At 67.7% G+C, this 13718-nt stretch carries 12 protein-coding genes and 1 pseudogene; 8 read left to right on the top strand and 5 right to left on the bottom strand.

Translation table 11 applies throughout. The features are described from left to right. Nucleotides 1–17: 17 nt before the first annotated feature. Nucleotides 18–869 carry an SGNH/GDSL hydrolase family protein gene (locus AC1DD3_RS03070; protein ID WP_230119044.1) on the bottom strand — a complete coding sequence of 284 codons (852 nt, stop codon included), beginning with the start codon at nt 867–869 and terminating at the stop codon, nt 18–20. A 94-nt stretch (nt 870–963) separates the two neighbouring features. Between AC1DD3_RS03070 and AC1DD3_RS03065 the strand changes: the two genes are divergently transcribed. Beyond that, the gene (locus tag AC1DD3_RS03065) at nt 964–1614 is read left to right on the top strand and encodes an alpha/beta hydrolase (protein ID WP_230119003.1); all 651 of its coding nucleotides are present in this window, start codon (nt 964–966) and stop codon (nt 1612–1614) included. Nucleotides 1615–1647: 33 nt separating this feature from the next. Here the strand turns inward: AC1DD3_RS03065 and AC1DD3_RS03060 are convergent, their stop codons facing one another. Further along, on the bottom strand, nt 1648–1881 hold the full coding sequence (locus tag AC1DD3_RS03060) for an RNA-binding S4 domain-containing protein (protein ID WP_230119004.1): 234 nt from the start codon (nt 1879–1881) through the stop codon (nt 1648–1650). A 33-nt stretch (nt 1882–1914) separates the two neighbouring features. Between AC1DD3_RS03060 and AC1DD3_RS03055 the strand changes: the two genes are divergently transcribed. The 3 genes from AC1DD3_RS03055 to AC1DD3_RS03045 all read left to right on the top strand — a co-directional run bounded on the left by AC1DD3_RS03055 (nt 1915) and on the right by AC1DD3_RS03045 (nt 5403). Further along, nucleotides 1915–2904: a DMT family transporter gene (locus AC1DD3_RS03055; RefSeq protein WP_476880907.1), complete on the top strand. Its 990-nt coding sequence runs from the start codon at nt 1915–1917 to the stop codon at nt 2902–2904. 133 nt (nt 2905–3037) lie between these two features. After that, nucleotides 3038–4423, top strand: a complete 1386-nt coding sequence (locus AC1DD3_RS03050) for a glycine--tRNA ligase (RefSeq protein WP_230119006.1) — start codon at nt 3038–3040, stop codon at nt 4421–4423. A 2-nt stretch (nt 4424–4425) separates the two neighbouring features. After that, complete coding sequence (locus AC1DD3_RS03045; protein ID WP_230119007.1) at nt 4426–5403, top strand: GNAT family N-acetyltransferase; 978 nt, start codon at nt 4426–4428, stop codon at nt 5401–5403. Here AC1DD3_RS03045 and AC1DD3_RS03040 read toward each other — a convergent pair. Genes AC1DD3_RS03040 through AC1DD3_RS03030 form a run of 3 tightly spaced genes read right to left on the bottom strand, consistent with a single transcriptional unit; the run spans nt 5400 to nt 7683 of the window. Further along, on the bottom strand, nt 5400–6014 hold the full coding sequence (locus AC1DD3_RS03040) for a 1-acyl-sn-glycerol-3-phosphate acyltransferase (protein ID WP_476880906.1): 615 nt from the start codon (nt 6012–6014) through the stop codon (nt 5400–5402). The two genes, AC1DD3_RS03045 and AC1DD3_RS03040, sit on opposite strands and share 4 nt — an antisense overlap. Continuing rightward, entirely contained in the window at nt 6011–6829 is an 819-nt protein-coding gene (locus tag AC1DD3_RS03035; protein WP_476880905.1) for a DUF1295 domain-containing protein, read from the bottom strand. The genes AC1DD3_RS03040 and AC1DD3_RS03035 overlap by 4 nt, the downstream gene beginning before the upstream one ends. Then, the gene (locus tag AC1DD3_RS03030) at nt 6826–7683 is read right to left on the bottom strand and encodes an alpha/beta hydrolase (RefSeq protein ID WP_476880904.1); all 858 of its coding nucleotides are present in this window, start codon (nt 7681–7683) and stop codon (nt 6826–6828) included. Before AC1DD3_RS03030 ends, AC1DD3_RS03035 begins: the two co-directional genes overlap by 4 nt. Nucleotides 7684–7736: 53 nt before the next feature. Here AC1DD3_RS03030 and AC1DD3_RS03025 point away from each other — a divergent pair. From AC1DD3_RS03025 to dnaG, 4 genes and pseudogenes are all read left to right on the top strand, one after another. Continuing rightward, a pseudogene (locus AC1DD3_RS03025) lies at nt 7737–9172 on the top strand (YibE/F family protein). Between the two features lie 40 nt (nt 9173–9212). Beyond that, complete coding sequence (dusB, locus tag AC1DD3_RS03020) at nt 9213–10394, top strand: tRNA dihydrouridine synthase DusB (RefSeq protein ID WP_230119011.1); 1182 nt, start codon at nt 9213–9215, stop codon at nt 10392–10394. 37 nt (nt 10395–10431) lie between these two features. Then, nucleotides 10432–11721: a deoxyguanosinetriphosphate triphosphohydrolase gene (locus tag AC1DD3_RS03015; RefSeq protein ID WP_230119045.1), complete on the top strand. Its 1290-nt coding sequence runs from the start codon at nt 10432–10434 to the stop codon at nt 11719–11721. Between the two features lie 85 nt (nt 11722–11806). After that, entirely contained in the window at nt 11807–13690 is a 1884-nt protein-coding gene (gene dnaG, locus AC1DD3_RS03010) for a DNA primase (protein ID WP_476880903.1), read from the top strand. Nucleotides 13691–13718: the final 28 nt, after the last annotated feature.

The following is a 13718-nucleotide window of genomic DNA, read 5'->3' as shown; positions in this document are numbered from 1 at the left end:
ACGCGGCGTCGCGGCGGCTACCGGCGCACAGCATCTTCGGACCCGAGCGGACCTTCGCCGGAGCCCAGCGGGACACCCGGGCCGAAGACGGGTCCCGGCGTCGGGCGTTTGGGGGTGATGCCATCACCGGAGGAGCGGTGGCGCAGCCGGCGGACCACCCACGGCACGAAGTACTCCCGCGCCCAGACCAGGTCGCCGGTGCGGGCTTCGCGCCAGCTGCGCGGCGGCAGCGGTTTGGGCGACAGGGGTTCCAGGCTGTGCTGTACGTTCAGCGCATCGAGCACCATGGCAGCAATCGTGTGGTGGCCCAGCGGGGAGAAGTGCAGGCGGTCCTCGTTCCACATCTGCGGATCCTTCAGCTGCCTGAGCGACCACATGTCGGCGATGATGGCATCATGCCGGGCGGCGATGGTCCGGAGATTCTCGTTGTAGATGGCCACCTTGCTGCGTACCCGGCCCAGCACCGAGGACCCGGTATCCGGGCCGTTGAACAGGACCACCGTTGCACCGCTCATCCCCAGGATCTGCACCACGGGGTCGAGCTTTTCGGCCAGGGCGTCAGGGTCCCCGCCGGGGCGGATGAGATCGTTTCCTCCTCCTGAAAGGGTCACGAGGTCAGGTTTCAGGGCCACGCACGGGGCAAGCTGCTGGTCGATGATCTGCTGAAGCAGCCGGCCGCGCACGGCCAGGTTGGCGTAGGCGAAGTCGTCATGGCCGCGTCCCAGTTCCTCTGCCACGCGGTCGGCCCAGCCGCGGTAGCCGCCCGGGCTGCTCGGTTCGGGGTCGCCGATTCCCTCCGTAAACGAGTCGCCCATTGCGACGTAACGGCTCCATGGGTGGCGGCCTGACGGGCCTTGGGGACTCTGCATCGATTCCGTTCCGCTCACCTTCACATCCTGCACCGTCCCTGCCAAGCTACGCCACTGTAGGTAGCCACCGACGGGTAACTGTAAGAATGGACCCATGACTTTAGCCGACTCATTTCCTGCCCCCGTCGTTTTGTGGTCCAAGCCGGAGGAAGCCCGGGCCGGCAAGCCCCTGCTGGTCCTGCTGCACGGCTACGGAGCAAACGAACAGGATCTCCTCAGCCTGGCGGACATGCTCCCGGACGACTTCGCAGTGGCGTCCGTCCGCGCCCCCATTGCCATGGGCCCCGGCTTTTCCTGGTTCCCTTTGACCGGCTCGATCGAATACTCCGTCGATGCGGTCAAGGCTGCCTCCGGCTATATTCTTGACTGGATCGACGCCGTCAAGGCCAACCATCCGTCCGTCACGCTCCTCGGGTTCTCCATGGGCATGGCCATGGCCACCACCCTGCTTCGGCAGCGCCCCGCCGACTTTGCCGCCGTCGTCGGGCTCTCAGGTTTTGTTGTGGATGCGGGCGCCGACGGAGAGTTCCGGGACGCCGAGCTGGACGGCACTGTGCCCCTGTTCTGGGGCCGGGACCAGCAGGATCCCGTCATCACGCCGGACAAGATCGAGTACACGATGGGCTGGGTCCGCAGCCATGTGAAGCTGACCAAGGTCCTGTACACCGGAATGTGGCACGGGATCAACGCCCAGGAAATCGGCCACGTGTCAGAGTTCCTCACGCACGAGGTCCTGAGCAAGTAGCCGTTGGCGGCTAAAGTTCTGGCGTCCCCGGGATTATGCGCCGGCCGCGCTGATCCGGACGGTGCGGTTGTTGACCGTGACAGTGTCACCGTGATGGAGCTGCCGGCCGCGCCTGTCGTCGATTTCGCCGTTGACCTTGACCAGGCCGTTCTTGATCAGCTCAGTGGCCTCGACGCCGTCCTCCACGAGGTTCGCGAGTTTCAGGAGCTGACCGAGGCGGATCATGTCGTCGCGGATGGGGATGTCTTCGATTTCCTGGTTGCTCATACAAGCAATAATGCCCGAACTAAGGTGAACCCAATGACCCACGCACCGCGGCTGCCCCTTGCCGCAGGCCTTCTGATGGCCGTGGCCGCCGGCCTCGCCATCCCCGTCCAGGGGCGGATCAACGGTGCCCTCGGCGCCCGCCTCGGAGACGGAATCGCCGCCGCCGTGGTCAGTTTCAGCACCGGACTGGTGCTGATGATCCTCGTCTCGCTGGTCCTGCCCCGGGGGCGGGCCGGCCTTGCCCGGATCCTGCCCGCCGTGCGGGAGCGGCACTTCCCGCCTTACTACGTCCTTGCCGGCGGCATCGGCGCGTTCTTCGTCTTCGCCCAGTCCTTCACGATCGGGCTGCTCGGGGTCGCCCTGTTCACCGTGTCCACCGTCACGGGCCAGACGCTCAGCGGGCTGCTCGTGGACAGGCTCGGAATTGGTCCCGGCGGCAAGAAAGCGGTGACGGGCATCCGCGTGATCGGCTGCATCCTCACCATCGCTGCAGTGGCCTGGGCAGTGTCGCCCCGCTTCGGGGTAGGCGCCCCCTCCGGCGGAACCTCCGGCGGAGACCCCGCCCAGCTCATCCTGCCGGTGATTCTTCCCGTCCTGGCCGGGTTCCTCATGAGCTTCCAACAGGCGATGAACGGCACCGCCACCATGCACTACGGCACCCCGATCGCCGCCACCCTGGTGAATTTCGTTGCCGGCACCACCGTGTTGTGGGTCGCCTGGCTGATCAAAGTGGCCGTCGCCGGTGCTGGCAACCCGCTGCCGGCCGAGTGGTGGTACTACCTCGGCGGCCCGATGGGCTGCGTGTTCATCGGCATCGGAGCCCTGCTGGTGCGCAGCCTCGGTGTGCTGGTGACCGGGCTCGGCATGATCGCGGGCCAACTCCTGGGCTCGTTGGGGCTAGACCTCCTGGTTCCGTCGCCCGGCACAGTGGTGGAGGTTCCCACGGTGCTCGGCACCCTGCTGACCCTCGGAGCCATCGTCGTCGCCACGCTTCCGTGGCCGCGGGGAGCGTTCCGGAGGTAGCGCCCGGTAGGCTAGGACACGCAGCTTCCTGCACCGTTTTCCCCTTCGCATACCCCCGCCCGGCAACCAGCCGGAGTTCCGGGGCAAGACACCGCGGACCGCACCCAGCGGCCCTGTAGAAATTGGAGTTCCCATGGCAGCAAAATCCGTCCTCGACCAGGTCATTTCCCTTTCCAAGCGGAGAGGCTTCGTTTTCCAGGCCGGCGAGATCTACGGAGGCTCCCGTTCCGCCTGGGACTACGGCCCCCTCGGTGCAGAGCTGAAGGAGAACATCAAACGCCAGTGGTGGCAGTCCGTGGTACGCGGCCGCGAAGACGTTGTCGGCCTTGACTCCTCGGTGATCCTGCCCCGCCAGGTATGGGAAGCTTCCGGCCACGTCGATGTCTTTTCCGACCCGCTGGTGGAATGCCTTTCGTGCCACAAGCGCTACCGCGCGGACCACCTCGAGGAAGAATACGAGGAAAAGAAGGGCCGCCCAGCCGAAAACGGCCTCAAGGACATCGCCTGTGCCAACTGCGGCACCCGCGGCGAATGGACCGAACCGCAGGAATTTTCCGGCCTCCTGAAGACCTTCCTGGGCCCAGTTGCCAGCGAGGAGGGCCTGCATTACCTGCGCCCGGAGACCGCCCAAGGCATCTTCGTGAACTTCAACAACGTGCTCACCACGTCCCGGAAGAAGCCGCCGTTCGGCATCGGCCAGATCGGCAAGTCCTTCCGCAACGAGATCACGCCAGGAAACTTCATCTTCCGCACCCGCGAGTTCGAACAGATGGAAATGGAATTCTTCGTCGAGCCCGGCACCGACGAGGAATGGCACGAGTACTGGATGAAGGAACGCATGGCCTGGTACACCGGCCTGGGCATCCGTGAAGAGAACCTCCGCTTCTTCGTGCACCCGCAGGACAAGCTCAGCCACTACTCCAAGGGCACCACGGACATCGAATACCGCTTCGGCTTCCAGGGCTCCGAGTGGGGCGAGCTCGAGGGCATCGCCAACCGCACGGACTTCGACCTGTCCACCCATGCCAAGGCCTCGGGCACCGACCTGAGCTACTTCAACCAGGCCACGAACGAGCGCTACACCCCGTACGTCATCGAGCCGGCCGCCGGCCTGACCCGTTCCTTTATGGCCTTCCTGGTGGACGCCTACACGGAGGATGAGGCCCCCAACGCCAAGGGCGGAGTGGATGTGCGCACCGTGCTGAAGCTTGACCCGCGGCTGGCGCCGGTCAAGGCCGCCGTCCTTCCGCTGAGCCGCAACGAGGACCTGTCCCCGAAAGCCAAGGACCTCGGTACCCAGCTCCGCAAGAACTGGAACATCGACTTCGACGATGCCGGTGCGATCGGCCGCCGCTACCGCCGCCAGGACGAGATCGGAACCCCGTTCTGCATCACCGTGGACTTCGACACGCTGGATGACCAGGCTGTCACCATCCGTGAGCGCGACACCATGAGCCAGGAGCGCGTCTCCCTGGACAAGGTGGAGGGCTACCTGGCCGCACGGCTGATCGGCGCTTAACCGTGGCAATCCAATACCGCGAATGGCGCGAGGGCGACGACCTCGTGCTCCTGCAAATCTGGGGCGACCCGGAAACTGTCCAGGCCGGACAGTTCCGGGGGACGCTGGCGCCGTCGAGCAACGCACCCTGGCGGCGCTGCATCGTGGCCGAGGACGTCGTTGACGGCGTCGGCATCCCGGTTGCGGCCGGGGTGGTCCACGAGGCGACACTGCATCCGGAACGCCTGTGGGCGTACATTGAGGTGGCCCGGGACCACCGCCGCTCCGGCATTGGTTCCACGCTGCTCATGATGCTGCGCCGCGAAACCGAAGCATCGCCGTCGGGGGTTACCCGGCTGCGGTGCAAGGTGGAGCCGGGGACACCCGGTGCAGCGTTCGCCGAGGCGGCGGGGCTCGCTCCGATCCAGCGTTCGCAGCTCGTGGTGGTGGAGCCGGCGGCCCTGAAGCTTCCGGTCTTCGGGGACGGCTCGGAGGAAGCCGCAGCGGACCGGGTGGAGGACCTGGCTACGGGCTCGGTGGAACTGTCCGACGTTGTGGGCCGGTACTACACGTCCGTCCATGACTGGGACAGCCCAGGCCAGCTGAGCATCCCCACGGTCCAGCGGCTGTTCCTCGATGAGCTCAGCGGCGCCCACGGGGCGATCGTACTGCGCGCACCGAAGGCCAGCGCCTTCGGCCAGGGTGTGCCGCCGTCGAAGAAAGGCAGGTTGCAGGCCTTCGCCGTCAGTTACGCCCAGCTCAGCCCCGAACAGGGAGAGTCGGACCATCCCTCCGACGTGTTCCTCGGCCACGAACCGGAGATGGACGCAGATCAGGCGCAGGCCGCGGTCCGTGACCTGCTGGCGCTCATTGCGTACCAGCACCCGGTCCTCATGGAACTGGACGATTCGATGACAGCGCTCCGCGCCGTCGTCGAACCCCTGATGGAAGCCGGCAGGGCCCGCCGCCAGGGTTCCGAGACGTTCGTCGTCTCCGACTAGTCCGGACCACGGCGGCGGCCCCTGGCCAGGTCCTGGGCGTCCATCATTTGGCGTTCAGTCTCGGAGGGGGCGCCGCCGCCGAGGTCGGCGGGCATCCACCAGTCGCCCGGTCTCGGGACGACCGGGAAGCTGTCGATGCACGTGTCGATCCCGTTCTGCAGCGTTTCCCGGAGCTTCGCGGTTTCGGCCTCGGCATCGATGTCCGCCGCAAGGTTCACCGGCAGGCCAATGTGGATACGGACCGGTGCGCGCCAGGCTCGTCGTGCCGAGAATCCGTGGCCCACCACCACGTGCCCGGTGGCGATGATGGCCGGACCGGCGAGCCAGTGGTCCGCCGCGCCCTGGTGGATGAGGAAGCGGAGCTGAGCGCGGGCGTGCTTCCAGACCACCAGTTCGGCCGCGGCAAAGTCCACGTAGCCAAAGTGCGTGACGGCAATGACTGCCCCGCGGCCGGGCTGTACCAGGCGTGATGCCCCGTTCCGTGGATCAGGGGCGGGCAGGTTCTCCCCGCCCGTGACCATGACCCGGACCCGGAACAGCCACCGCAGGAAGAGGCCCGTGCGGACGAACAGCCGGTAGAAGCGGTCGTTCGGTTTGGGTGTCCACGTCACGGCTGTGTCCTGTTGCGCGTCTGGTGAGGGGGCCACGGGATGAAGCCGCTTGTCGACTTCACATACTCGCGGTAACCGGGGCGCCCGGACATGGATTTCTCCGTGAGCGGCTTCCCGGTCTTGCCGGCCAGCATCCAGATCATGAGCGCAGGGGAGAGGACCGTGAGGACCCCGGGCCAGGAATCCGCGGCGACCAGGAAGAGGCCCGCCCAGACGGCGGCGTCGCCGAAGTAGTTCGGATGCCTGGTATACCGCCACAGCCCGGTGTCCAGGACGGTCCCCCTGCGGGACGGATCCTTCTTGAACTGCGCCAGCTGCCAGTCGCCCACGGTCTCGAAGCCGAACCCGGTGACCCAGAGCAGGGCGCCGGCCAGGGACAGCCACCCCAGGGCACCGGCAGCGAACATGCCCGCCTGGACGGTCAATGAGACGAAGAACATCACCAGGCCCTGCGGGAGGTAGACGCGGCGGAGGGCATAGGCATTCCGGGAGCCTGCAGCGTCGTCGAGCATCGCAGCATAGCGGGGATCTTCATGACCGCCGCGGGCCCGCAAGCCGATATGCACGCCGAGCCGGAGCCCCCAGACCGCGGTCAGGGCGAGCAGCAGCAGGCGACGTCCGCTGTCACCCACTCCGGCCGACAGCACGAAGGAGACCGCCGCCACGGCCACGAAGCCCGGACCCCACGCCACATCCATGACGGAGTGCCTGCGCTGGGCAGTGGCCACGGCGAACGTCACGGCCAGTACCAGCACGACGGCGAGCGCAGTCCACGGCAGGCTGGCCAGGAAGCTGTCAAGCGGGAACGGGGTCACAGCACTTCCGGAATAGCTTGGGCGGATGGCGGGAGCAGCCGCTCCAGCGCCGCTGCAGGGGCCGGCGGGCGGCCGGCGTGGGTGCCGGTTTTCTCGATGAAGGCCGTCATCAGGAAGCCGGTGGCCAGGGTGTGCCAGAGGCGCACGCGCCGGAACATGAAGTGCCCGGCGCGCCTGAGCGAGACGTACCGGAGAACCTCGGCGTCCGGTGCCGCCCGCCGCGCAAACCGCAGGGACGCCGTCGGGCTCGTCCAGCGGTCCCGATCGCCGTGGACGATGAGCACCTTCCGCCCGGCCACCGGAGTCGCAGGAGTTGCGTCGTTGAGCCAGGGGGCGAGTGCCACCACGGCATCCACCTGTTCCTCGTCGGCCGCGCAAATGGCGGTCAGGCCACCCATGGAGTGCCCCAGCAGGTAGACCGGCACGCCCGGGTGCTGGTCGCGGATCTTGGCCATGGCCCAGCGGGCATCCTTCAACGGCGACATGTCCTCGCCATTCCAGCCGCGCACGCTGTTCCGCAGTATCCACACCGCAAGGCCATGTTTGCTGCCCGCCCGGTGCAGGTGCCGCGCGAACGGCACCATCCTCGCGGGGCTCAGGTGCCGGGCCTGGACAGGTTCGAACGAATGCGAACGGCCGCCGTGGAGGACCAGCGCCACCCCGCGGGTGACGCCGGCCGGATTCAGGACGGTCAGCACAGCTTCCGACGGCGGTGCCTCCCGTCGTGCGTCAGCCGGCGGCTGAGCTTGCGGCGACTCAGTTTGCGGTGGCGTGGCGTCTTGCGACGGCGCCCCCTCGGGATTGGCAGTGCTGCGGTGGCTCACTCCGGCATCCTCCGACTTTCTGGCGTCCATTTATCAACCCTATGGCGACCGCCGTAGAGTTCAAGCATGAGGTCTAACTGCTGATGGGTTCCGGTCACTCCCACGGTCATACGGGTCATTCGGAGCCGACGGTCCAGGCGATTGCCGCCCGCAGGAAGGCAAACCGGATTCTGGCCGCCGTGCTGATTCCCCTGACCCTGCTGACACTGGCGGCCATGGCGGCGCTCTGGCCGTCCGGCAGCAAGGAAGGCCTGACGCTGGCGAGCCCGTACACGGCGGCACCCGGCGTCACCTTTGATACCGGCCGGATCCAGCGCGTCGTCATTGAAGACTGCACGGGCGGGACAAGCCAAAACCCGCAGCAGGGCGGCCAGGCCGGGGGCGGATCCCAGTGCACCTTCGCCTTCACCGAGCCGGACAAGGGCGGCAGCCCCGTCAAAGTGGTGATCAACCCGGACGTCGCCAAATCGCACGGCGTGGACGTGGGGGACAACATCCGCTACCTGAACCTCAGCAACGCTCAGGGCGCCGCGGCCGGCGACGCACCGGCCGCCCAGGGGTCCCCGGCCTACATCTTCGTGGACTTCGTCCGGACCATGCCCATCATTCTGCTGGCCGTTCTGTACGCCGTGGTGGTCGTGACCGTGGCACGCTGGCGCGGGTTGCGTGCCCTGATTGGCCTCGTCGGAGCCTACTTTGTGCTGGTGAGCTTCATGCTTCCCGGTCTTGTGGAGGGAAAGCCGCCGCTGCTGCTGGCCGTGGTGGGCTCCACGGTGATCATGATCGGGGTGCTGTACTTCGCGCACGGTTTCTCGGCGCGGACCTCGACCGCGCTGCTGGGCACCATGTTCGGCCTGGGCATCACGGCACTACTGGCAGCCTGGGCAACAGACGCCGCGAACCTCGCGGGCGTGGGAAGCCACGACGCCGCCACCCTGGCGAACATCTCGGGCAACATCTCCATTTCAGGCATCATCTTGTGTGGACTCATCATTTCCGGGCTGGGCGTCCTCAACGACGTCACCATCACGCAGTCATCCGCGGTCTGGGAGCTGTACGAACTCGCCCCGCCACCAGCGCCCGCAAGCTGTTCACCTCAGCCATGCGGATCGGCCGGGACCACATCGCCTCCACCGTGTACACGATTGCCTTCGCCTATGCCGGCGCAGCCCTGCCCACGCTCATCATCGTGATGCTCTACGACCGGCCGCTGGGGGAGGCGCTCACCAGCGCCGAACTGTCCGAGGAAGTCATCCGCACGCTCGTGGGATCGATCGGCCTCGTCCTGGCGATTCCGGTCACCACCCTGATCGCCGTGCTCGTGGTCAAAGCCACCGGCATCCGGACCGGCGGCCAGGGCTCAATATCGCCCGACGACGTCGACGACACCGGCGCGCTCGCGGCCGCAGCAGCCGTGGCCGGCAGCGAACGTCCGGCGGCGGTTGCCTCCGGCGCCGCACCCCTCGCGGAGACACGGCGCGGCCGCCGCGAAGCCCAGCAGCTGAGGGCCGGAGAATAGCACTTGTGCCCGATTTGCCCGCCTTTGAGACAATGGACGGGTGACTGTAGTAGCAACGCCTCCCGCCCCCAAGCTGGAACTCCCGCCCCTGGAGCTCGGGCCGATCACGGTGGACACCCCCGTGATCCTGGCCCCGATGGCCGGCATCACCAACTCTGCCTTCCGCAGGCTCTGCCGTGAATACGGCGGCGGACTGTACGTGGCGGAGATGGTCACCTCCCGCGCCCTCGTGGAGCGCACGCCGGAATCGCTGCGCATCATTTCCCACGACGACGACGAGAAGGTCCGCTCCGTCCAGCTCTACGGCGTGGACCCCGTCACCGTGGGCCAGGCCGTGCGCATGCTGGTTGACGAGGACCGTGCGGACCACATCGACCTCAACTTCGGCTGCCCGGTCCCCAAGGTCACCCGGCGCGGCGGCGGCTCGGCCCTGCCGTGGAAGATCGATCTCTTCACCTCCATCGTGCAGACGGCGGTCAGGGAAGCGTCCAAGGGCGGCATCCCGCTGACCATCAAGATGCGCAAGGGCATTGACGAGGACCACCTGACGTACCTCGACGCCGGCCGCATCGCCCGCGATTCCGGAGTGGCCGCCGTCGCCCTCCACGGCCGCACTGCCGCGCAGTTCTATTCCGGCCAGGCCGACTGGTCCGCCATCGCCCGCCTGCGCGAGGCCCTCCCGGACATCCCCGTCCTGGGCAACGGCGACATCTGGTCCGCCGAGGACGCGGTGCGCATGGTCCGCGAAACAGGCGTGGACGGCGTGGTGGTCGGCCGCGGCTGCCAGGGCCGCCCCTGGCTCTTCGGGGACCTGCAGGCGGCCTTCGAAGGCAGCGACCAGCGCCACCGCCCCGGCCTGCGGCAGGTGGCGGAAGGCGTCTACCGCCATGCCGAGCTCATGGTCGAAACCTTCGGCAACGACGAATACAAGGCCCTGCGCGAAATCCGCAAGCACATGGCCTGGTATTTCAAGGGCTATGTGGTGGGCAGCGAACTGCGCACCCGGCTGGCCATGGTGACCACCCTCGAAGTGCTCCGCGCCACTCTGGATGAGCTGGACATGGATTCCCCGTACCCGGGCATCGACGCCGAGGGCCCGCGCGGCCGCGCCGGCTCGCCCAAACAGCCGGCCCTGCCCAAGGACTGGCTGCTGAGCCGGCAGATGGACGCGGACCAGACCCGCGACATTGCCGCCGCGGAACTGGATGTGTCCGGTGGGTGAAAGCCAGGTGGCCGAAAGCCAGATTGCCGGGAGCCCGATGACCCAGGCCCGCCGGCCGCCCCAGTTCCTGCCCGGCTACGAAGCCTTCGATTCCGCCCGCTGGGTGGAGGAACCGCCCAAGAGCACCTACCGTTCGGACTTCGAGCGGGACCGTGCCCGGGTGCTGCACTCCTCGGCGCTGCGCCGGCTCGGTGCAAAGACCCAGGTGGTGGCGCCGGACACGGATGACTTTGTCCGCACGCGCCTGACCCACAGTCTCGAGGTGGCGCAGGTGGGCCGTGAACTGGGACGTGCCCTGGGCTGCGATCCCGACGTGGTGGACACCGCGTGCCTCAGCCATGACCTCGGACACCCGCCGTTCGGCCACAACGGGGAGTCAGCACTCAACGAGATGGCCCACGCGATCGGCGGCTTCGAAGGCAACGCCCAGACCCTCCGGCTGCTGACTAGGCTGGAGCCCAAGGTCCTGGACCTGCAGGGCAGGCCGGCAGGCTTGAACCTTACCCGGGCAAGCCTGGACGCTGCGGCAAAGTACCCGTGGTCTGCCCTGGACGCGCCCGTGATCCATGGGCAGCGGACCAGCAAGTTCGGCGCCTACGAGGACGACCTGCCCATCTTCAACTGGATCCGGCAAGGTGCGCCCGGGCGGCGGTCCTGCCTGGAAGCCCAGGTCATGGACCTTGCGGACGATATTTCCTACTCGGTGCACGACGTCGAGGACGCCATCGTGGCGGGCCACTTCCAGCTGCGCTGGATGGACAACCCGGACCACCGGGCCCGCGTGGTGGGCTACGCCAAGCAGTGGTACCTGCCGCACAACGATCCCGCGGCGATCGACGCCGCCCTCGCCAGGCTCGAGGCCACGGACGTCTGGGTGCGCGAGGCCGACGGCAGCCGCAAGTCCATGGCGGCCCTGAAGGATATGACCAGCCAGCTCATCGGACGGTTCTGCCAGAGCGCGCTGGAGACCACCCGCGCCGTTTACGGGCCGGAACACCTGACCCGCTACAACGCCGAGCTCATGGTGCCGGACGAAACAGTCATGGAAATCGCCGTGATGAAGGGCCTCGCCACCACGTTCGTGATGACCACCGACCACCGCCAGCCCATTTACGAGCGGCAGCGTGAAGTTCTCCATGCCCTGGTGACCTCTTTGAACGCCTCGGGTGACCGGCACCTCGAGCCGATGTTCGCGGCCGACTGGCGGGACGCGGCCGACGACGGCGCCCGGCTCCGCGTGGTCATCGACCAGGTGGCCTCACTGACTGACGGCTCCGCGCTGGCCATGTACGAACGGCTCGTGGGCAGCCTGCCCTCGCTGTGGTGACGGCGGCAACAGTCAGCTCCACGCCGTGCGTCCCGCCGTCGCCGGCTTATCCAAAGTTGTCATACCCCAGGACTAGGATGTCTTTGTGGCTGGACTGATCAAACGTGAAGATATCGACGAAGTCCGCCAGCGTACCGACATCAAGGAAGTCATTGACGGCTATGTGACCCTCAAGGGCGCCGGGCTGGGCAGTTTCAAGGGCCTGTGCCCGTTCCACGACGAGCGGTCCCCGTCGTTCACCGTCCGACCCCAGGTGGGCCGCTACCACTGCTTTGGCTGCGGCGAAGACGGCGACGCCATTTCCTTCGTCCAGAAACTTGACCACTCCTCCTTCCAGGAGGCCGTCGAAAAACTTGCCGCCCGGATCGGTTTCGAACTCCGCTACGAAGACGGCGGCACCGGCCCCAGCCGGGAGGACGTGGGCAAGCGGCAGAGGCTCCTGGACGCCCACAAACTGGCCGACGAATTCTTCCGCGCCCAACTGCTGACACCCGGCGCCACCGAAGGCCGCAACTTCCTCCACGGCAGGGGTTTTGACCGCGCCGCGGCGGAACAGTTCGGCGTCGGCTTCGCCCCGCAGGGCTGGGACGCGCTGCTCAAGCACCTCCGCGGCCGCGGCTACACAGACGCTGAACTGAGGCTGACGGGCATGTTCTCCGAAGGCAACCGGGGGATCTACGACCGGTTCCGCGGGCGCCTGATCTGGCCCATCCGTGACATTGCCGGCGACACCATCGGCTTCGGTGCCCGCAAACTCTACGAGGACGACCAGGGCCCCAAATACCTGAACACGCCCGAGACCACGCTGTACAAGAAATCCCAGGTGCTCTATGGCATCGACCTCGCCAAACGGAACATCGCCAAGGACCGCCAGCTGGTGGTGGTGGAGGGGTACACCGACGTCATGGCCTGCCACCTGGCGGGGATCCCGACGGCGGTGGCCACCTGCGGGACGGCGTTCGGCGCCGACCACATCAAGATCGCCCGGCGGCTGCTGTCCGACGACGGCACCGGGGGAGAGGTCATCTTCACCTTCGACGGCGACGCGGCCGGCCAGAAGGCCGCCCTCCGGGCGTTTGAAGAGGACCAGAGGTTCGTCGCACAGACCTACGTGGCCGTCGAACCCACGGGAGCCGACCCCTGCGAGCTGCGCCAGGCCAAAGGCGACGCGGCCGTCCGCGACCTCATCGGGACCCGGCGTCCGCTGTTTGAATTTGCCATCAGGGCCTCCCTGAAGCGGCACAACCTGGACACGGTGGAGGGCCGTATCGCTGCCCTGCGTGAAGCCGCGCCCGTCGTGGCGCAGATCCGCGATGCCGGCATACGCCCCGGCTACGCCCGGGAGCTGGCCGGCTGGCTCGGCATGTCCGTCGAGGAGGTCAGCGGAGCGGTGGCCGTCGCCGCGAAGCGCGCCGCCCAGGGCGGGGCCCCCTCCCATGGTGCGGGGCCCGGCGTCGGTGCGCTGCCGCCGTCGGGCGTGGTGCCGTCCTTCAACCGTCCCGACCCCCGGGACCCCGTGGCGTCCATGGAGCGGCAGGCGCTGGAAGTGGCCCTGCAGGAGCCCGGCATGCTTGAGGGCGGGACCTGGGACCGGTTCAGCGCCGCCGGGTTCCGGACCCCGGCCTACCAGGCCGTCCACGACGCCATGCGCGCCTCAGGGCCCGGGCTGACCGGTGACCCCGTGCGCTGGGTGGAGCAGGTGATGCACGAGGTCCCGGAACCGCTGCGGCCGCTGGTCTCGGAGCTTGCCGTCGTCCCGCTGCCCGCCAGCAACGCCGAGGGCGTCCTGAAGTACTGCCGCGACATCCTGGCCCGGCTGTTCGAACTCCAGATCACCAGGGTCAAGGCAGAGAAGATGGGGCAGCTGCAGCGCCTCGACGCGTCGGCCGATCCTGAGGAATTCCAGCGGCTGAACCGGGAGCTGATGCAGCTGGAGATGGAGCGCAGGGCCCTTCGCTCGGACGCCTGAGGCGCCACCGGCCGGCACGGGGGAGCTC

It is taken from the genome of Arthrobacter sp. 05T444 (assembly GCF_056395905.1).
The sequence above is the reverse complement of the archived record's forward strand: the minus strand, read 5'-3'. Positions and strand labels throughout refer to the sequence as shown.

Bases quoted from the DNA above. Each gene is read 5' to 3' on its own strand.
- AC1DD3_RS03070 (WP_230119044.1), bottom strand. From the start codon at position 869: ATGCAGAGTCCCCAAGGCCCGTCAGGCCGCCACCCATGGAGCCGTTAC.
- AC1DD3_RS03065 (WP_230119003.1), top strand. From the start codon at position 964: ATGACTTTAGCCGACTCATTTCCTGCCCCCGTCGTTTTGTGGTCCAAG.
- AC1DD3_RS03060 (WP_230119004.1), bottom strand. From the start codon at position 1,881: ATGAGCAACCAGGAAATCGAAGACATCCCCATCCGCGACGACATGATC.
- AC1DD3_RS03055 (WP_476880907.1), top strand. From the start codon at position 1,915: ATGACCCACGCACCGCGGCTGCCCCTTGCCGCAGGCCTTCTGATGGCC.
- AC1DD3_RS03050 (WP_230119006.1), top strand. From the start codon at position 3,038: ATGGCAGCAAAATCCGTCCTCGACCAGGTCATTTCCCTTTCCAAGCGG.
- AC1DD3_RS03030 (WP_476880904.1), bottom strand. From the start codon at position 7,683: ATGGACGCCAGAAAGTCGGAGGATGCCGGAGTGAGCCACCGCAGCACT.
- AC1DD3_RS03015 (WP_230119045.1), top strand. From the start codon at position 10,432: ATGACCCAGGCCCGCCGGCCGCCCCAGTTCCTGCCCGGCTACGAAGCC.